This is a genomic window from Rhodospirillales bacterium, from assembly GCA_016872535.1.
GTDB lineage: Bacteria > Pseudomonadota > Alphaproteobacteria > Rhodospirillales > 2-12-FULL-67-15 > 2-12-FULL-67-15.
The window spans coordinates 29,076-46,191 of the sequence record VGZQ01000004.1 but is presented as its reverse complement, the minus strand read 5'-3'; the positions used below and the strand labels follow the sequence as shown (position 1 = coordinate 46,191).

The following is a 17,116-nucleotide window of genomic DNA, read 5'->3' as shown; positions in this document are numbered from 1 at the left end:
ATGACCGTGAAATTCGCGGATACCCCCGTGTTGCGGGTCGGTTACGAGGATTGGAACGAAACTTCCGGACGGGTCGTGATGCTGCTGCACGGCTGGCCCGACAGCACCCGCTGCTGGCGCCAGGTGGCGCCCAGGCTGGCCGATGCCGGCTATTGGGTGATCGTGCCGGCGCTCCGCGGCTTCGCGCCGACCCGGTTTCTGTCGGCCGACACCATGCGCTCGGGCCAGCTCGCCGCTTTGGGCCGCGACCTGATCGAATTCATCTCGGCGCTGCGTCTTGATCGGCCCTATCTCGTTGGTCACGATTGGGGCGCGCGCGCCGCCGCTAACGCCTGCGGCCTGAAGCCGGGGATTGCGCGCGGCCTGGTCATGGTTTCGGTCGGCTACGGCACCAACGATCCGAACCAGGTCCTATCGCTCGCGCAGGCGCGCAACTACTGGTACCATTGGTACATGGCGACCGAGCGCGGCGCGCGTGCCGTGCGCGAGGATCGCCGCAACTTCGCCCGCCTAATGTGGGATACGTGGTCGCCGCCCGGATGGTTCGACGACGCGGAATTTCAGGCCACCGCCGAGGCGTTCGACGGCGACGACTGGCCCGAGGTTACTCTCCACTCCTATCGCCATCGTTGGGGACATGCGGCCGGCGATCCGTGTTATGCGACGGACGACAAGGCATTGACGCCAGCGCCGGTGCTGTCGGTGCCGACGTTGGTGATTCACGGCGATTCGGACGGCGCCAATCATCCCGAAACCTCGGCCGGAAAGGAAAAGTGGTTCGCGGGGCCCTACCGGCGCGAAGTGCTTGCCGGTATCGGTCATTTCCCCTCGCGCGAGGCGCCGGATGCGGTGGCGAAATTGCTGCTCGATTTCATGGGGGGCAACCCATGACCGAATCCTTGTTCTCGCTCAGGGGCCATGTCGCCCTCGTCACCGGCGCGTCGTCCGGCTTGGGACGGCGCTTCGCCGAAGTACTGGCCCGGGCCGGGGCTTCGGTCGCGCTCGCCGCGCGGCGCAAGGATCGCTTGGACAAAGCCGCCGCCGAAATCGCAAAATCGGGATCGCGAACGGCGTCCGTGGCGATGGACGTGAGCGACGTGAAATCCGTCGCCGCCGGCTTCTCCGCCGCCGAGGCGGCCCTGGGGCGGATCACGGTGCTGGTCAACAACGCCGGCGTCGCCACGACCCGGCCGGCGCTGGACACGCCCGAGGACGAATGGAACCGGGTGCTGGATGTCGATCTGAAGGGCGCGTTCTTCGTCGCGACCGAAGCGGCCCGCCGCATGGCGCGCGCGGACAAGGGCGGCGCCATCGTCAACATCGCCTCGATCGCCGGCATCCGCGCCGCGGGCGGGATCGCGCCTTACGCCGCCGCCAAGGCGGGGCTCGACCATCTGACCCGGGTGCTGGCGCTCGAATGGGCGCGCTACGGAATTCGCGTCAACGCGCTCGCGCCCGGCTATATGGCAACCGACCTCAACCGCGAGTTCCTCGCGAGCGAGGCGGGCGCGGCGATCAAGCAGCGCATTCCCATGCGCCGCTTCGGCGAGCCCGCCGATCTTGACGGCGCGCTGTTGCTGCTCGCGTCCGACGCCGGACGGTTCATGACCGGGGCGACGGTGGTCGTCGACGGCGGGCACGTGGCGAGTTCGCTTTAGGGATCAAAAAAGGAAAACTATCGTTTGCTCGTTTACGCCGCCGCGCGCAAATCGAAGTCGGCGTGAATCACGTCGAACGGCACGTGAATTTTCCGCTGCGCGGTCCGCTCGATAAATCCCCATTCGATCAGCACGGCCGCGTCTTCGTGCACGCGCTTGACGTCGCGGCCGAGCGCGCGGGCAAGGCCGCGCAGGCTTATGGGGCCGACGGCCTGCAAGCGTTCGATCATCGCCCAGCGTTTCGGCGTCAGGACCGCGAAGAGCTGGGCGGGCGAGCCGAACGTGAACACGTCGGCGTCCGATTTGCCCGTCTTCCACGCGCGGACAAAGCCCCGCGCCGCCTCCTCGATGACGGTTTCGTCATCCTTGCGAATCTGAATTGTCGCTTTTCTCATTTCGTTGTCCTCCGCTTGCGAACCTCGGCAAGAAAATCTCCGATCAAGGCTTCGACGGTGGTGAACCTATAAGGCTGTTCGCGTCCGTCCAAATGACAGTGGTCGCTTTTGGGGCGCTCGTTGTCATAACCGACGATCCGCACGCCGTCGCGACCGTAGAACAATCGATATTTGTATCGATGGACGCTGCCCTCGATGGGTCGAGGCACTTGCCAGATCACCATTTCGAGGACGGCGCCGTCCGAAAGGACGTTTTTCGACCTCCAGACGAGCCGAGCCTTCATGTTGACAAATATGCCAACAATCCATGATGTTGTCAAATACGACAACATGTACTTGGGGCGAAATCCAGCATCGTTCCGTTGCGCGGAGCGATAAGATGTGGGCGAACGCTCACATGGACGGCGCCCTTTGACGTCCGGCAAAGGAATTCGGCATGGATTTTTCCCTTTCCCCCGAGATCGAGGATTTCCGCGCCCGCGTCGCCGCCTTCGTCGCGGACAGGATCCTGCCCGTCGAAGCCGACCGGGCCATCTGGGATGCGCACGACAATATTTCCGAAGCCGCGCTCGCCCGGCTCCGCGCCCAAGCGAAGGCCGCCGGCCTGTGGGCGCCGCAGATGCCGAAGGCGCTCGGCGGCCAGGGCCTTTCCACCGTCGGCATGGCGGCGGCCTACGAGGAAATGAACCGCTCGATCTTCGGCCCCGTCGTCTTCAACTGCGCCGCGCCCGACGACGGCAACATGATCCTGCTCAACAAGGTCGCGAGCGACGCGCAGAAGGAACGATGGCTGAAACCGATCGTGGAGGGCCGCGCGCGCTCGGCCTTCGTCATGACCGAACCGGCGCCGGGTTCGGGCTCGGACCCGGGCGGCATGATGAAAACCCGCGCCGAAAAAAGGGGCGACACATGGGTCATTACCGGCCGCAAATGGTTCATCACCGGCGCCGAGGGCGCGGAAACTTTCATCGTCGTCGCCCGCACTTCCGATTCCGGCCGCAAGAACATGACGGCGTTCCTGCATGGCCCCGGCGGCAGGGGATTCAAGATCGTTCGCCGGATTCCGATCATGGGGCCGGAGGAGCACGGCGGCCATTGCGAAGTGGAATACGACGGTTTCGAAATCCCCGACGCGGACCGGCTGATGAACGCGGGCGACGGGCTCAAGGCGACCCAGATCCGGCTCGGAATCGCGCGGCTCACCCATTGCATGCGCTGGCTGGGCTTGGCCCGGCGCGCGCTCGAAATCGCCGCGCCCTATGTCGCCGAGCGCGAAGCCTTCGGCGAAAAGCTCGCCGACCACGAAGGGGTGCAGTGGATGCTGGGCGAAGCGGCGATGGCGATCCAAACCGGAAGATTATTGGTCATGCACGCGGCGTGGTTGATCGACCGGGGCGAGCGCGCCCAGGCCGAGGTGTCCATGGCCAAGATCGCGGTCGCCGACGTGCTGCACAAGGCGGTCGATACCGCGATCCAGCTCTGCGGCGCGCGCGGCTATTCCAAGGACACGCCGCTCGAATGGATCTACCGCTACGCCCGCCAGGCGCGGCTGGTGGACGGCGCCTCCGAGGTGCACAAGATGGTGCTCGCGCGCTTTTTCCTCGACCAGGGTCGCGACTTCTGGCGATGGGGACGCGGCGCGTGAACGACGGCGCCACCGCCATCGACACCGGCCGGCTCGCGGCCTTTCTCGCGCGCGCGGCGGGTGCGACGCGTGTCCGCGTCGAGACGTTCGAGCCGCTTGCGGGCGGCGCGATCCAGGATAACCGGCGGCTCGCGGCCGAAATCGAGGGCGGGCCGAGCGCCGGGCGGCTGGATGCGGTCGTGCGCATGGACGCCCCGTCGCGCGTCGCGGTCAGCCACGACCGGGCCTCGGAATTCGCGCTGTTAAGGCGGATGTTCGCGGCCGGCGTGCGGGTGCCGGAACCGCTGTGGCTGTGCGCGGACGCGGCCGTTCTCGGGCGATCCTTTTTCATCATGCGCCGGGTTGAAGGGGAAGCCTTGGGCCATCGGTTGGTGAAGACGGCGGCCGAGCATGGCTTTGGCGACGCGCTGGCGGCCGAGCTGGGCGAGGAGTTGGCGAAAATTCATGCCGTCCCGTTCGCCGCTCCCGAGTTGTCCTTTCTCGCGGCCCCGTCGCGCGCGCCGGGGCTCGACCGGGTCATGACCTATCGCGATTTCCTCGACGATCTTCCCGACCCCGCGCCGGCGGTGGAATGGGGGCTCGCCTGGCTCGAACGCCACGCCCAGCCTCAGGGTCCACTCGCCCTTTGCCACCGCGATTTCCGCACCGGCAATTACCTGGTCGCGGACGGGCGACTCGCCGCCGTGCTCGATTGGGAGTTCGCGGGTATCGGCGATCCCGACGAAGACTTGGGCTGGTTTCTCGCCAAATGCTGGCGCTTCGGCCAAGTCGCGCGCGAAGCGGGCGGCATCGGTTCGCGCGACGCGTTTCTTGCGGCCTACGAGCGCCGCGCGGGCCGGACGGTGGATCGCACGCGGCTCGGCTACTGGGAGACGATGGCGCATGTGCGCTGGGCGGTGATCGCGCTCCAGCAGGCGGACCGCCACGCCTCGGGCGCGGAAGAATCCCTCGAACTCGCGCTCACCGCCCACGTGGTGCCGGAATTGGAATGGGAAATCCTCGAACGAACCCGGGAGGGCGCGTGATGCGCCCGAAGCCGTCCGCCGCCGAACTGCTGGAGATCGCGCGCCGGACGCTGCGTGGCGATCTGCTGGCCGCGTTGCCCGAATCCCGGCGTTACGAGGCGCTGATGGTCGCCAACGCTGTCGCCATCGCCGGGCGCGTTCTGGAACGCGGGGTCGAGCCCGAGCGCGAGGAACTCGCCGCCCTCGCCCGACTGATGGGTGAGACGGGCGGCGCCATTCCTTCCGAGCCGGTGGCGGTGCGTGAACGGCTCGGCGTTCTCTACGGCCGCTTGTGCGACGAACTGCGGGCGGGCAGGATCGTGCCCGAGACGGATCGCCATCGCGCGATCTTCGCCCATCTCCGCCGAACAGCCCTCGACCGGCTCCGCGAAAGCAATCCCAAGGCGCTGCCGCCGTCAGTCGCCTGAATTACGGAGCGCGATCGCAACGTTGCGCATCATGCGCGCGTGGCCGGTGCGCTTGACGGACGTGCCGGCGAAGGCCTTGCGGAATGCCGCGTCGTCGAGGCGGGCGAGGTCGGCGAGCCGGAAGCGGCCGAGGTCGGCGCGCTCCGGCCATGCGGGGTCATGCGCGGGCAGGGCGAACTTGTTCCACGGGCAGGCGGCGAGGCAATCGTCGCAGCCGAACACCCGGTTGCCCATCTGTCGGGCCAATTCGGGGGCGATCTCGCCTTTGTGCTCGATGGTGAGATAGGAAATGCATTTGCGCGCGTCGATTTGGTAGGGCGCGTCGAGCGCGCCCGTGGGGCACGCGCGCACGCAGGCGTCGCAGCTTCCGCAAATGTCCTCGGCCGGGGCGTCGGGCGGAAGATCGAGGTCGGTGAACACCTCGCCGAGCAGCAGCCAGGAGCCGTGCTCGCGCGAGACCAGATTGGTGTGCTTGCCCTGCCAGCCGATGCCGGCGCGTTGCGCCAGCGGCTTTTCCATCACCGGGGCGGTATCGACGAACACCCGCGTTTCGCAGGCGAACGATTCGACCATCCAGCGGGCGAGCGCCTTGAGGCGTTTCTTGAGGACGTCGTGGTAATCGCGCCTGAGCGCGTAGAGGGCGATCCGGGCCTCGGTCGGATCGGCGTGCGGATCCTCCGCGGGCGCGTAGGACGCGGCGGCCACGATCACCGAGCGCGCTTCGGGCCAGATCGCCTCGGGGCGGCCGCGCACGTCCCGCCGATCGCGCATCCAGGCCATGTCGCCCGCCCGGCCTTCGGCCAGGAAGCGTTCCAATCCGGCGCGCTCGCCCGCGCCTTCGGCCCGCGCGACGCCGACCGCGGCGAAGCCGAGCGCGCGCGCTTCGGCCATGATGCGTGCCTTGTCCGCGATGCGTGATTTGTCCACCACGCGGGCCTTGACCGTACGCGCGTCGCCGCCCATGTTCTTTCCCGTCGTCATCGGTCCCTAGTGTTCCACGCCATGCCGTTCGCTTACACCATTCTCTACATCGTCTTGATCGTATTCGTGAACTGGACGTTCGACGCGGTTCCGCTGGTCGATCTGCCTGGGGGCGAGAAATGGCCCCCGGCGGCGGTCATCACCGGGCTCGTCTTCGTCGCCCGCGACTTCGCCCAGCGCGAGATCGGCCACAGGGTCATCGTCGCCATGCTGCTCGCGGGTGCCATCAGCTACGTCATGGCCGGGCCGGTGGTGGCGGCGGCTTCGGTTGCCGCCTTCCTGGTCAGCGAATTCGCCGACTGGTGCATCTACAGCTTCAGCGGGCGTCGGTTTTCCGAACGCATCCTGATTTCGAGCGCGGTCTCGACGCCCCTCGACAGTCTGGTCTTTCTCTATTTGATCGGGGCCGCTTCGGCCGCCGGCGTCGCCCTCATGACCGCGAGCAAGATGGTGGGCGCGTTCGCGGTCTGGTGGCTGGTGCGCCGCCGCGAGCGAATCTTCGCGGCGAATATTTAAGACCGCGAGTCGGCGACGGTATCCGTCACATCGCCTTGACGATCATTACCGGGCAGGGCGCCGCTTCGATCACCCGCTCGGCCTTGCTGCCGAACAGGATGCGCCCGAGCCCCGTGCGGCCGTGGCTTCCGAGCACGATCAGGCCGACGTTGCGGCGCTTGGCGGTCTCGATGATCGCTTCCTCGGCGATGCCGCGTTCGACCAGGCCCTCGGCGGCGACGCCGTCCTTCTTCAGGGCGGCGACGACGCGTTCGACGATCTGAGGTGCTTCCGCCTGGCGGGCGTCGCTGTGGCTCGGCACCATCACCGACAGCACGGAAAGCGGCGAATTGTCGAGGTGGCCGAGGCGCGCCGCGGTCACGCAGGCTGCGTCCGACGAGCGCGATCCGTCGGTCGCGACCAGTATTTTGCTCCACATCTCGGCGGTTTCCGGCACCACCAGGACGCTGCACGGCGCGTGGCCGATCACCTTGGCGGTGGCGTCGCCGAGGACGAGGCGGGCGAGGCCCCGGCGCCCGCGCCGGCCGAGCACCGCCACGTCCGGATGGGTCTCCCGGATTTCCTTGACGATGACTTCGTAGGGATCGTGGCCGTAGCGGGCGTTGGCGTCGCACGGCACCTTCGCCGCCTTGGCGGCCTGGCGGACCCGGTCGAGGATGGCTTCCGCCGCCCTGCGTTTTTCCTCGTTGAGTTCGGGGGCAACGCCGTCGGGGTCGGGCAGCACGGTAAGCGCGACCAACTGGGCGCCGGCCTTGGCGGCGAGCGCGATGGCGATGCGGGTGGCGCCGGCGCTGTAGTCGGAGCCGTCGGTGGCGAGCAGGATTTTGTCGAACCGACCGACGGGCGAAAGCTCGTGTGCGACCATCTCTCCCCCAACTTTGTTCGATTTCGTTATCGACCGGAGCTATCGGACGCCGAATTTTTCACCCTCAATATCGCCATAATTCAGGCGCAGGTTCAATTATTAACGGAATATAAGAAATACCTGATCATCCTTGTCGATCAAACCGTTGCGAAAGGATTGCTGCACGTGCTAAAAGCCGCCATTCGCCTGCCTGTCGGGGCTTTCAAACCGCGCCTCGCTTTTTCGGGCCCGGCGAACGGCGTCATGACCAAGTTCGACACGCTTATGACGGCGGTCGTCTTCGCCGAACGCGGCGAGGTGGCCACCGCGCAGTCCATTCTTTCCAGCCTTGGCAGTCGCCTGACCGCCGGCGGCCCGCGCTCGCTCGGTCGCATCGTCAAGACCGCCGGGCTCGGGCTTGCGAGCGCCGCGCTTTACGGCGCGCTCTATGCGTTCGAGCGGCCAATCCTCGCCATGACCGCCGAGGGTGGCTATTCGCTTTTCCTGGTGATCGCGATCGCGTTCGCCTTTTCGGCCGTCCACGGCGCCTTCACCGGCCGCTTCTGGGACACCCTCGGCCTCAAGGCGCGGAAGTAGCCATGCCCGACCTGTCCGGTTTCATCGCCCTCGATCCGCTCAATGTCGCCGCCCTGTTCGTCGTCGGTTTCGTCGGCGGCATGGTTTCGGGCTTCATCGGCTCGGGCGGCGCCTTCGTGCTGACGCCGGCGATGATGAGCATGGGCGTGCCCGGCATCGTCGCGGTCGCGAGCAACATCTGCCACAAGTTCCCGAAGGCGCTGGTCGGCGCCATGAAGCGCGCCAAGTTCGGCCAAGTCGACGTCAAGCTCGGGCTGATCATGGGCGCCTCGGCCGAGGCCGGCGTGCTGATCGGCGCCCAGATCCAGCAGAACGTCAAGGAGGCGTTCGGCGACGCCGGCTCGAACCTCTACGTTTCGGTCGCGTTCGTGATCGTGCTCGGCATCGTCGGCGGGTTCGTCCTGCGCGACGCCTGGCGCCTGCACCGGGCGGGCCTGACCGACCAGAAGGAGACCGCCGGCAAGCTCGCGCTCTGGGTCCGCTCGCTCCACATTCCCGGCACGATGGTTTACTTCAAGAGCATCGACGCCCGCGTTTCGTTTTTGGTCACGATCCCGATGGGCTTCGCGACCGGGCTGCTCGCCGCGACCATCGCCGTCGGCGGCTTCATCGGCGTGCCTTCCATGATTTACGTGCTCGGCGTGCCCAGCCTGATGGCCTCGGCGACCGAACTGGTGATCGCCTTCGTTATGGGTCTCGGCGGCACCATCAAGTTCGCATGGGAAGGGTTCGTCGACGTGCGCCTCGCCATGATCATCCTCGCCGGGTCCTTGTTCGGCATCCAGGTCGGCGCCATCGGCACCACCTACGTCAAGCCCTACATGGTCAAGGTGGTGATGGGCGCGATCATGATCACGGTGCTGTTCAGCCGCCTGTTCGTGGTGCCGGTTTACATGGCCGATCTCGGCCTGATCGGTTCGCTCGGGCGGGCGGCACCGATCCTGAGCAAAATCAGCTTCGCGATCATGGTGTTCGCGCTGGTGCTCGGCGCGGCCATCATCGGCTACGCCCTCTATACCGGCATGCGCGACCACGCGCGCGAACAGGCGCTCAAGGCGGCCGCGGCCTAATCGTTCGCCGCCGCGCGCACCACGTCGACTAGGCCGGCGACCACGCGGGCGAACGAATCGTAGTCGATCTTGTCCGGCGTGTCGGACTCCAGGTGATAGTGGGGATAACGGTAGGGCGCGGTGTCGGTCACCATCACCCCCGGATAGCCTTCGCGCCAGAAACTCCATTGGTCCGACCAGTCGACGCCGGGGATGAAGGCGGGGCCGTAGAAACGCTCGGCCGGAAATGGCGTCGCCCGGCGGAACGCGGCGACGCTCCGGTTGACCAGCGCGCGCGACGAAAAATTCCCGACGAATATGACGAAGTTGCCGGCGGTGGGGTAAAAGAGCCCGAGCGGGAAGGGTGCTCGCTGGCTGCCCGGCGCATTCGAGTAGTAGCCGATGGTTTCGAGCGAAAACATGGCGACGATATTGTCGCCGCGCGCCCGCGCGTCGCGCGCGTAGACGCGGCTGCCCATGGCCTCGCTCTTGAAGAAGGGCGGTTCCTCGTTGGCGAAGGCGACGAAGCGGATGGTGCGGGCGGGGCGCGAATCCCTCAGGTCGCGCGCGATTTCCAGGACGGCGGCGACACCGGTCGCGTTGTCGTTGGCGCCCTTGGTGCCGTGGAGCGAATCGTAATGCGCGCCGACCACGACGATCTCGTTCGCTTTGGCCTTGCCGGCGATGTCGGCTTCGAGATTGACGTGGGTTTGTTCGGCCGGCAGCCGCTCGGCGAGCGCGCCGACGAAACCGAACGGCCCGCCGACCGCCGAACGGGGCACAGTGTAGGGCAGGCGCTTGGGATCGAGTCCGATTCCGGCGAAAGACGTTTCGATGTATTGGGCGGCGCGTTCGGCGCCCTCCGGTTTCCAGGCGTTGCGCTCGCCGATGGTCAGGCCGAGCATGACCACGTGGGCCTGGAGCCGCGTTCGCAAGTCCCGCTCGACCGGGTCGAGCGGCGGCAAGGGGGCGTTGGTCGGGTTCGCGCACGCGCTCATGACCAGAACTCCGACAAGGATCAGAGCGCGCCGCACGTCGCGCGCCCTTCTAGCCGCGCCCGCGATGTCGCGGCTCACTAGCCGCGCCCGCGATAGGGCGCGACGCCGGGATCGGGCAGCCAGAGCCCCTTGGGCGGCGGACCCGACTGCCAGAACACGTCGATCGGAATGCCCCCGCGCGGATACCAGTAGCCGGCGATGCGCAGCCACATCGGCCGGGCCGCGGCGCGGATTTTCTTGGCGATGGCGAGCGTGCAGTCCTCGTGGAAGGCGCCCACGTTGCGGAAACTGGCGAGATAAAGCTTGAAAGATTTGCTTTCGACGATCCGGGGCCCGGGCGCGTAGTCGACCACCAGGTGCGCGAAATCGGGCTGGCCGGTGATCGGGCAGAGCGAAGTGAACTCGGGACAGACCAGGCGCACGAGGTAGGTTTCACCCGGGTGCGGATTGGCGACGCATTCCAGGCGCGCCTTGTCGGGCGAGGCGGGGATCGGGGCCGGGCGTCCGAGTTGGGTCAATCGGGTCTTACGCGCCATGTCCGGTTTCCGTGTCACAACGGTAAAATATCGCTCTTCGCCTGATCGGCGGCGAAGGCCTCTTCACGCCGCCTGGGCGCGGTAAGTCGCCGAGGGCTTCCATTTCCGCGCCGCGCGTTCGGCGTCGAAGGCGTCGACGTTGGCTTGCAGGTTGATCCACAGCCGGACGCTGGTTCCCAGAACGCGGGCGATGCGCGCGGCCATGTCCGGCTTCAGCCGGACGCGGCCGTTGACGATCTCGCTCATGTGCTTGCGCGAGCATCCCACGGCGGCGGCGAAACGGGCCACCGAGACGCGGCGCGGCTTTAAGTACATTTCCCGCAGCATCGTGCCCGGCGGCGTCGGACGGCGCTTGATCTTGAACATGCCAAGCCTTCTCAGTGGTAGTCCTCGAAATCGAGGTCGCAGGCGGCGCTATTTCGCCAGGAAAACGTGATGCGCCAGTTTTTCGAGACCGAAAGGGCGTAGCTTCCTTCCCGGTCGCCCTTGAGGGCGTGAAACTTCCACGCTCCCGCGCAATCCGCCGGGCTTTCCATGTTGTCCAACAGATCGAGGATCAACACGGCCTTGCGGTGAAACGGCGCGGCGATCCGCCTGGTCTGTCCCGTCTCGAACAATTCCCGGAGCCCCTTATTCCGGAAACTGGCAATCGGCATTTCGTTACCTTATAGGTTACACTATAGGGTGCCAAGATCGAGGTCAACCCTTGCGCCACCGCGTGGGTTCACAAAGACGGCATATCGCCTTTCTCCTGCTCGGCGGCGAACGTTTCCGCGAACGCCGCGAACCGTCCGGCCGCGATAGCCGTCCGCATCTCCCGCATCAGGTCCTGATAATAGTGTAGGTTGTGCCAGGTCAACAGCATGGCGCCGAGTATCTCCTTGGCGTTGATGAGGTGGTGGAGATAGGCGCGCGAATGCTTGCGGCAGGCGGGGCAGGCGCACCGGTCGTCCAACGGCCGGGGGTCGTCCCGGTGGCGGGCATTCGAAAGGGTGACCGGGCCGAAACGGGTGAACGCCTGCTCGGTCCGCCCCGAGCGGGTCGGCAGCACGCAGTCGAACAGGTCGATGCCGCGCGCGACCGCCCCCACCAGGTCGGCGGGCTTGCCGACGCCCATCAGATAGCGCGGCCGGTCCTCGGGCAGCAGCGGCAGGGTGAAATCGAGCACCCGGAAAGTCGTTTCCTGGCCCTCGCCGACCGCGAGCCCGCCGACGGCGTAGCCATCGAAACCAATGGCCTTGAGCGCCTCGGCCGATTCCCGGCGCAAATTTTCGTAAACCCCGCCCTGATTGATCCCGAACAGGCCGTAGCCGGACCTGCGGACAAATGCATCCTTCGACCGCGCCGCCCAGCGCATGGACCGGCGCATGGAATCCGCCGCCGTCGCCTCGTCGGCGGGAAAGGGCGTGCATTCGTCGAGCACCATGGTCACGTCGGCGCCGAGCTGGCGCTGAATATCCATCGCGCGTTCGGGCGAAAGCTCGTGAGTGCTGCCGTCGACGTGGGATTGGAAGGTGACGCCCGCCTCGGTGATCGTGCGGAGCTTGGCGAGCGACATCACCTGGAAGCCGCCGGAATCGGTCAGGATCGGCCCGGGCCAATCCATGAACCGGTGCAGGCCGCCGAGCCGCTCGATCCGTTCGGCCCCCGGGCGCAGCATCAGGTGGTAGGTGTTGGCGAGCACCATCTCGGCGCCCGTGGCGCGCACCGCATCCGCCGTCATCGCCTTGACCGTTGCCGCGGTGCCGACCGGCATGAAGGCGGGCGTGGCGACCGGGCCGTGCGCGGTCTCGATCCGGCCAAGTCGCGCGCGGCCGTCACGGGCGAGCAATGCGAAATCGAGGCTCACGCCGGGTTCCGCCCCAGAAGGCAGCAATCGCCGTAGGAGTAGAACCGGTAGCCGCGTTCGATCGCGTGGGCGTAGGCGCGTTTCATAATCTCGGTTCCGGCGAAGGCGCAGACCAGCATGAACAACGTCGAGCGCGGCAGGTGGAAATTGGTCAGCATCCGGTCGGCGACCCTGAAGCGGTAGCCGGGCACGATGAAGATGTCGGTTTCGCCGGCGAAGGGGGCGACGGCCCCGTCCGCGGCGGCGGCCGATTCGAGCAGCCGGAGCGAGGTCGAGCCGACGGCGACCACCCGGCGGCCCGCCGCGCGCGCGGCGTTGACGGCGTGCGCGGTCGCTGCGCTCACCTCGCCCCATTCGGCGTGCATGCGGTGCTCTTCCACCGTTTCGGTTTTCACCGGCAGGAACGTACCCGCTCCCACGTGCAAGGTCACGACGGCGATGGCGACCCCGCGCGCTTGCAGCGCATCGACCAGCGCGGGCGTGAAATGAAGCCCGGCGGTCGGCGCCGCGACCGCGCCGTCGCGGGCGGCGAACAGGGTCTGGTAATCGCGCCGGTCGGCGGGATCGCCGGTCTTGGGCCGCTTGATGTAGGGGGGCAGCGGCATGATTCCGTGGCGCGCGAGCGCGGCGTCGAGCGCGGCGCCGCTGCGGTCGAACGCGAGCGTCACGTCGCCGCCGTCGCCCCGGCCGACGACTTCGGCCGAGAGATCGGGCGCGAATTCGACCCGCGCGCCCGGCTTGAACTTGCGTCCCGGCTTGGCGAGCGCGCGCCAGCGTGCCGGACCCTCGCGCCTGATCAGGGTCGCCTCGGCCACGGCCTTGTCGATCCGGCCCGCAAGCCGGGCGGGAATGACGCGGGTGTCGTTGACGACGAGCAGGTCACCGGGGTCGAGCCGCCCCGGCAGGTCGCGAACCCAGGCGTCCTCGATCGACGTGTCCTCGATCACCAGCATCCGCGAGGCGTCGCGCGGCGCTATCGGCGCTTGCGCGATCAGGCGGGCCGGCAGATCGAAATCGAAATCGGAGACTTTCATGGACGCACGCCGTGCCGAGGACACACGCAAAGCCGCCCCGGCCGGCGGGACCGGGATTCGGGGGGGCCGATTCCGTCGATGCGGATTGGGCCTTAGGCGAGCGACAGGTTCACGGCCGACACTTTGCCCTTGTCGTCGGTCGCCAGCTCGAACTTGACCTTTTGTCCTTCGGACAGGGTCTTGAGCCCGGCTTTTTCCACCGCCGACATGTGCACGAAGACGTCCTTCGCGCCGCCCTCGGGTTCGATGAACCCAAAGCGCTTGGTCGGATTGAACCACTTGACCGTACCTTGCGGCATTCCTGCAGTCCTTTCGCAAGCCACCCGCGCGAAACGATCCCCGCGCGGAACGGCGGCGAAATCCTAGCCCGATTCGCTACAGGCTCCAACCCAACATGTGTGCCCCGATCAGAAATCCACAACCAGATAGGGTAATCGAATGCTATTCGGCGGGTTTTTGCGTGCCGTCGATCGCGCCGTCGATCTCGGGCACCGGGCGGGCGCTCAGCCGTTCCTGTGCGCGCTCGAGATAGAGATAGAGTACCGGCGTGATGTAGAGGGTCAGGATTTGGGACACCAGAAGCCCGCCGACGACGGCCAGTCCCAACGGCTGGCGCGCGTCGCTGCCGGCGCCGATGCCGACGGCCAGCGGCAACGAGCCCATGAACGCCGCCATGGTCGTCATCATGATCGGGCGGAACCGGATCAGGCAGGCTTGGCGGATGGCCTCGGCCGGCGCCTTGCCCTCGCGGCGCTGCGCCTCGATCGCGAAATCGATCATCATGATCGCGTTCTTCTTGACGATGCCGACCAGCATGATGATGCCGATGAAGGAATAAAGGCTGAGCGGCGTGCCGAACAGGATCAGCACCAAAAGCGCGCCGACGCCGGCGCTCGGCAGGCCCGACAGGATTGTCAGCGGGTGAATGAAGCTTTCGTAAAGGATACCGAGGGCGACGTAGACGACGAAGATGGCGAGCGCCAGCAGCCAGCCCATGCCCTGGAGCGACTTCTGGAACGCGTCCGCCGAGCCGGCGAAGGCGCCGGCGACGGTCGGCGGCATGCGCAGTTCGCGCTCGAGCGCGCGGATCTGGTCGGACGCGGTGCCGAGCGCGATGCCCGGCGCCAGATTGAACGCGATCGTCACCGACGGCAACTGGGCCTGATGGTTGATGGTCAGGGGCCCGACGTTTTGGGTGATCGACGCGATCGCGTCCAGCGCCACCAACTGTCCGGTCGAGGAGCGGAGGTACAGGCGCGACAGCGCCGAGGGATCGAGTTGATGCCTGGGATCGACCTCGATGATGACCGGATACTGGTTGGCCGCGGTGTAAATGGTCGACACCTGGCGGGTGCCGAAGGCGCTGGCGAGCGCGGTTTCCACCTGTTCGGCGGAAATCCCGAGCGTCGCCGCCTTGGCGCGGTTGATGTTGACCACCGCCGTCGGGCTGGTGACGGCGAGGTCGCTGTTGACGTCGACCAGGGCGGGAAGGCTGCGGAAACGCTCCTCCAGGATGCCGGCCCACTTGTAGAGTTCGTCGAGGTCGAGGCTCTGCAGGGTGTACTCGTACTGCGCCTTGCTGAGGCGCCCGCCGACCCGGATCACCGGCGGGTTTTGCACGAACACGCGGATGCCGGGAATCTGGTTCAGCTTGGGGCGCAGGCGCTTCATCACTTCGTCGGCGGAATCCTTGCGCTCCTTGCGCGGCTTGAGGGCGATGAAGATCAGCCCGGTGTTGGTGGTGACGCGGTTGCCGCTGGCACCGACCGAGGACATCAGGGTCCGGACCGCCGGATCGGCGGCGACGATCGCCGCGACCTGGGATTGCAGCCGGAACATGGAGTCGAACGAGGTGTCCTGGGCGCCCTCGGTGAAGGCGAACAGGCGCCCCGAATCCTCGCTCGGCAGGAAATCCTTGGCGACCACGACGTAGAGCAGCCCGGTGCCGGCGATGGTGGCGAGGAAGGTGGCGAAGGTGACGCGGTGGTGCTTGAGCGACCAGTCGAGGGTCACGCGGTAGAGCGCGAGCAGGCGCTCGAAAGCCCGCTCGGTGACGGTGTATAGCCGGCCGTGCTTGACCTCGGATTCGGGCTTCAGGAAGCGCGCGCACATCATCGGCGTCAGCGTCAGCGAGACGAAGCCCGACACCAGGATCGCCGCGCTGATGGTGACGGCGAATTCGTGCAGCAGGCGCCCGACGATGCCGCCCATGAACGCGATTGGGATGAATACGGCGACCAGCGAGACGGTCATGGAGAGAATCGTGAAGCCGATCTCGCGCGAGCCCTTGAGCGCCGCTTCCATCGGTTTTTCGCCCCGCTCCATGTGGCGGACGATGTTTTCGAGCATGACAATGGCGTCGTCGACCACGAACCCGACCGCCAGCGTCAGCGCCATCAGCGACAGGTTGTTGAGGCTGAACCCGAACGGATATATCAGCGCGAATGTGCCGATCACCGAAATCGGGAGCGCAAGGCTGGCGATCAAGGTCGCGGACAGGTTGCGCAGGAACAGGAAGATCACCATCACCACCAGCGACGCCGCCAGCACCAGCGTGAACTGCACGTCGTTGATCGATTCGCGGATCAGGACCGAACGGTCGTACATCACGGTCAGGTTGACCGACGGCGGCAGCATCTGGCGGAACGCGGGCAGGGTTTCCCTGACCGCGTCGGCGATCTTCACCGTATTGCTGCCGGGCTGGCGGTAGACCGCCAGCACCACCGCGCGCTTGTCGCCGACCGAGGTCGCGATTCGGTTGTTCTCGACCGAATCGATAACGGTGGCGACTTCCTTGAGCCGGATCGGCGCACCGCCGCGCCAAGCGACGATTTCCTCGGCATAGCCCGCCGCCTGGGACAATTTGCCGGTGGTTTCGATGGTGAAAACGCGGTGCGACCCGCTCAACGTTCCGGTCGGCTGGTTGGTGTTGCCGGCGCGGATGGTGCGGGCGATGTCTTCGATGCCGAGCCCGCGCGCGGCCAGCGCGTCGGGATTGACCTGGACCCGGACCGCGTATTTCTGGGCGCCGAAGACGCTGACTTGGGCGACGCCGTCGATGGTCGAAATCCGCTGCGCCAGCACGGGATCGGCGTATTCGTTGATCGCCGACAGCGGCAAGATATCGGATGAGAGGCCGATGAAGATGATGGCGAAATCGGACGGATTGAGCTTGCGGAACGAGGGTGGCGCCGGCATTTCGGGCGGCAAGCTGCGGAGCGCAGTCGAGATCGCCGATTGCACGTCGAGCGAGGCGGCGTCGATGTCGCGGTCGAGCGCGAACTGGATGGTGATCCGGCTAATGCCGTGGGTACTCACCGAGGTCATCGATTCGACCCCGGCGATGCGCGAAAACTGGCTTTCCAGCGGCGTCGCCACCGAGGACGCCATTGATTCCGGATTGGCGCCGGGCAGCCGCGCCGAAACCTCGACGGTCGGGAAATCGACGTTGGGCAACTCGCTCACCGGCAGCAGGCGGTAGGCGAGCAGGCCGAAGGCGACGAACGACGCCATCATCAGCGTCGTCATCACCGGTCGGCGGATGCACATTTCGGGAAGGTTCATGGCTCGCCCGATCCCGAT

The 17,116-nt window shown here is 66.8% G+C and carries 20 protein-coding genes; 8 read left to right on the top strand and 12 right to left on the bottom strand.

Annotation, left to right across the window (positions count from 1 at the left end):
* Both FJ311_01845 and FJ311_01840 read left to right on the top strand, forming a co-directional pair.
* Positions 1–891: an alpha/beta hydrolase gene (locus FJ311_01845; GenBank protein ID MBM3950180.1), complete on the top strand. Its 891-nt coding sequence runs from the start codon at positions 1–3 to the stop codon at positions 889–891.
* A complete protein-coding gene (locus FJ311_01840; protein ID MBM3950179.1) occupies positions 888–1,658 on the top strand; it encodes an SDR family oxidoreductase in 771 nt (256 codons plus the stop codon). Before FJ311_01845 ends, FJ311_01840 begins: the two co-directional genes overlap by 4 nt.
* 32 nt (positions 1,659–1,690) lie before the next feature.
* Here the strand turns inward: FJ311_01840 and FJ311_01835 are convergent, their stop codons facing one another.
* On the bottom strand, positions 1,691–2,053 hold the full coding sequence (locus FJ311_01835; protein MBM3950178.1) for a transcriptional regulator: 363 nt from the start codon (positions 2,051–2,053) through the stop codon (positions 1,691–1,693).
* Positions 2,050–2,337 carry a hypothetical protein gene (locus tag FJ311_01830; GenBank protein ID MBM3950177.1) on the bottom strand — a complete coding sequence of 96 codons (288 nt, stop codon included), beginning with the start codon at positions 2,335–2,337 and terminating at the stop codon, positions 2,050–2,052. The genes FJ311_01835 and FJ311_01830 overlap by 4 nt, the downstream gene beginning before the upstream one ends.
* A 152-nt stretch (positions 2,338–2,489) precedes the next feature.
* Between FJ311_01830 and FJ311_01825 the strand changes: the two genes are divergently transcribed.
* From FJ311_01825 to FJ311_01815, 3 genes are read left to right on the top strand one after another with little or no spacing between them, the layout of a single operon-like run.
* A complete protein-coding gene (locus FJ311_01825; GenBank protein MBM3950176.1) occupies positions 2,490–3,698 on the top strand; it encodes an acyl-CoA dehydrogenase in 1,209 nt (402 codons plus the stop codon).
* Positions 3,680–4,723 (top strand): phosphotransferase family protein, encoded by a 1,044-nt coding sequence (locus FJ311_01820; GenBank protein ID MBM3950175.1) that lies wholly within the window; start codon positions 3,680–3,682, stop codon positions 4,721–4,723. The genes FJ311_01825 and FJ311_01820 overlap by 19 nt, the downstream gene beginning before the upstream one ends.
* Positions 4,723–5,130, top strand: a complete 408-nt coding sequence (locus FJ311_01815) for a hypothetical protein (GenBank protein MBM3950174.1) — start codon at positions 4,723–4,725, stop codon at positions 5,128–5,130. Before FJ311_01820 ends, FJ311_01815 begins: the two co-directional genes overlap by 1 nt.
* Here the strand turns inward: FJ311_01815 and queG are convergent.
* On the bottom strand, positions 5,119–6,093 hold the full coding sequence (queG, locus tag FJ311_01810) for a tRNA epoxyqueuosine(34) reductase QueG (GenBank protein MBM3950173.1): 975 nt from the start codon (positions 6,091–6,093) through the stop codon (positions 5,119–5,121). The two genes, FJ311_01815 and queG, sit on opposite strands and share 12 nt — an antisense overlap.
* 39 nt (positions 6,094–6,132) lie before the next feature.
* Between queG and FJ311_01805 the strand changes: the two genes are divergently transcribed.
* Positions 6,133–6,627, top strand: a complete 495-nt coding sequence (locus tag FJ311_01805; GenBank protein ID MBM3950172.1) for a VUT family protein — start codon at positions 6,133–6,135, stop codon at positions 6,625–6,627.
* Between the two features lie 25 nt (positions 6,628–6,652).
* Here FJ311_01805 and FJ311_01800 read toward each other — a convergent pair whose 3' ends face one another.
* On the bottom strand, positions 6,653–7,492 hold the full coding sequence (locus FJ311_01800; GenBank protein MBM3950171.1) for a universal stress protein: 840 nt from the start codon (positions 7,490–7,492) through the stop codon (positions 6,653–6,655).
* A gap of 243 nt (positions 7,493–7,735) precedes the next feature.
* Here FJ311_01800 and FJ311_01795 point away from each other — a divergent pair, with 243 nt between their 5' ends.
* Complete coding sequence (locus FJ311_01795; protein ID MBM3950170.1) at positions 7,736–8,068, top strand: hypothetical protein; 333 nt, start codon at positions 7,736–7,738, stop codon at positions 8,066–8,068.
* Between the two features lie 2 nt (positions 8,069–8,070).
* Complete coding sequence (locus FJ311_01790) at positions 8,071–9,138, top strand: sulfite exporter TauE/SafE family protein (protein MBM3950169.1); 1,068 nt, start codon at positions 8,071–8,073, stop codon at positions 9,136–9,138.
* Here FJ311_01790 and FJ311_01785 read toward each other — a convergent pair.
* From FJ311_01785 to FJ311_01750, 8 genes are all read right to left on the bottom strand, one after another.
* Positions 9,135–10,115 (bottom strand): M20/M25/M40 family metallo-hydrolase, encoded by a 981-nt coding sequence (locus FJ311_01785; GenBank protein ID MBM3950168.1) that lies wholly within the window; start codon positions 10,113–10,115, stop codon positions 9,135–9,137. The genes FJ311_01790 and FJ311_01785 overlap by 4 nt on opposite strands.
* Positions 10,116–10,192: 77 nt before the next feature.
* A complete protein-coding gene (queF, locus tag FJ311_01780; GenBank protein ID MBM3950167.1) occupies positions 10,193–10,651 on the bottom strand; it encodes an NADPH-dependent 7-cyano-7-deazaguanine reductase QueF in 459 nt (152 codons plus the stop codon).
* 63 nt (positions 10,652–10,714) lie between these two features.
* Positions 10,715–11,017: a HigA family addiction module antidote protein gene (locus FJ311_01775; protein ID MBM3950166.1), complete on the bottom strand. Its 303-nt coding sequence runs from the start codon at positions 11,015–11,017 to the stop codon at positions 10,715–10,717.
* A gap of 11 nt (positions 11,018–11,028) precedes the next feature.
* A complete protein-coding gene (locus FJ311_01770) occupies positions 11,029–11,307 on the bottom strand; it encodes a plasmid maintenance system killer protein (GenBank protein MBM3950165.1) in 279 nt (92 codons plus the stop codon).
* A 68-nt stretch (positions 11,308–11,375) separates the two neighbouring features.
* Entirely contained in the window at positions 11,376–12,500 is a 1,125-nt protein-coding gene (tgt, locus tag FJ311_01765) for a tRNA guanosine(34) transglycosylase Tgt (GenBank protein ID MBM3950164.1), read from the bottom strand.
* Entirely contained in the window at positions 12,497–13,534 is a 1,038-nt protein-coding gene (gene queA / locus FJ311_01760) for a tRNA preQ1(34) S-adenosylmethionine ribosyltransferase-isomerase QueA (GenBank protein MBM3950163.1), read from the bottom strand. The genes tgt and queA overlap by 4 nt, the downstream gene beginning before the upstream one ends.
* A gap of 92 nt (positions 13,535–13,626) precedes the next feature.
* Positions 13,627–13,833, bottom strand: coding sequence for a cold-shock protein (locus FJ311_01755; GenBank protein ID MBM3950162.1), 207 nt, complete (start codon positions 13,831–13,833; stop codon positions 13,627–13,629).
* Between the two features lie 142 nt (positions 13,834–13,975).
* Positions 13,976–17,098: an acriflavine resistance protein B gene (locus FJ311_01750; protein ID MBM3950161.1), complete on the bottom strand. Its 3,123-nt coding sequence runs from the start codon at positions 17,096–17,098 to the stop codon at positions 13,976–13,978.
* Positions 17,099–17,116 lie beyond the last annotated feature (18 nt).

Excerpts from the sequence above, each read along its gene's own strand:
- FJ311_01845 (MBM3950180.1), top strand. The coding sequence starts at position 1 with ATGACCGTGAAATTCGCGGATACCCCCGTGTTGCGGGTCGGTTACGAG.
- FJ311_01840 (MBM3950179.1), top strand. The coding sequence starts at position 888 with ATGACCGAATCCTTGTTCTCGCTCAGGGGCCATGTCGCCCTCGTCACC.
- FJ311_01835 (MBM3950178.1), bottom strand. The coding sequence starts at position 2,053 with ATGAGAAAAGCGACAATTCAGATTCGCAAGGATGACGAAACCGTCATC.
- FJ311_01830 (MBM3950177.1), bottom strand. The coding sequence starts at position 2,337 with ATGAAGGCTCGGCTCGTCTGGAGGTCGAAAAACGTCCTTTCGGACGGC.
- FJ311_01825 (MBM3950176.1), top strand. The coding sequence starts at position 2,490 with ATGGATTTTTCCCTTTCCCCCGAGATCGAGGATTTCCGCGCCCGCGTC.
- FJ311_01820 (MBM3950175.1), top strand. The coding sequence starts at position 3,680 with ATGGGGACGCGGCGCGTGAACGACGGCGCCACCGCCATCGACACCGGC.
- FJ311_01815 (MBM3950174.1), top strand. The coding sequence starts at position 4,723 with ATGCGCCCGAAGCCGTCCGCCGCCGAACTGCTGGAGATCGCGCGCCGG.
- queG (MBM3950173.1), bottom strand. The coding sequence starts at position 6,093 with ATGGGCGGCGACGCGCGTACGGTCAAGGCCCGCGTGGTGGACAAATCA.
- FJ311_01805 (MBM3950172.1), top strand. The coding sequence starts at position 6,133 with ATGCCGTTCGCTTACACCATTCTCTACATCGTCTTGATCGTATTCGTG.
- FJ311_01800 (MBM3950171.1), bottom strand. The coding sequence starts at position 7,492 with ATGGTCGCACACGAGCTTTCGCCCGTCGGTCGGTTCGACAAAATCCTG.
- FJ311_01795 (MBM3950170.1), top strand. The coding sequence starts at position 7,736 with ATGACCAAGTTCGACACGCTTATGACGGCGGTCGTCTTCGCCGAACGC.
- FJ311_01790 (MBM3950169.1), top strand. The coding sequence starts at position 8,071 with ATGCCCGACCTGTCCGGTTTCATCGCCCTCGATCCGCTCAATGTCGCC.
- FJ311_01785 (MBM3950168.1), bottom strand. The coding sequence starts at position 10,115 with ATGAGCGCGTGCGCGAACCCGACCAACGCCCCCTTGCCGCCGCTCGAC.
- queF (MBM3950167.1), bottom strand. The coding sequence starts at position 10,651 with ATGGCGCGTAAGACCCGATTGACCCAACTCGGACGCCCGGCCCCGATC.
- FJ311_01775 (MBM3950166.1), bottom strand. The coding sequence starts at position 11,017 with ATGTTCAAGATCAAGCGCCGTCCGACGCCGCCGGGCACGATGCTGCGG.
- FJ311_01770 (MBM3950165.1), bottom strand. The coding sequence starts at position 11,307 with ATGCCGATTGCCAGTTTCCGGAATAAGGGGCTCCGGGAATTGTTCGAG.
- queA (MBM3950163.1), bottom strand. The coding sequence starts at position 13,534 with ATGAAAGTCTCCGATTTCGATTTCGATCTGCCGGCCCGCCTGATCGCG.
- FJ311_01755 (MBM3950162.1), bottom strand. The coding sequence starts at position 13,833 with ATGCCGCAAGGTACGGTCAAGTGGTTCAATCCGACCAAGCGCTTTGGG.
- FJ311_01750 (MBM3950161.1), bottom strand. The coding sequence starts at position 17,098 with ATGAACCTTCCCGAAATGTGCATCCGCCGACCGGTGATGACGACGCTG.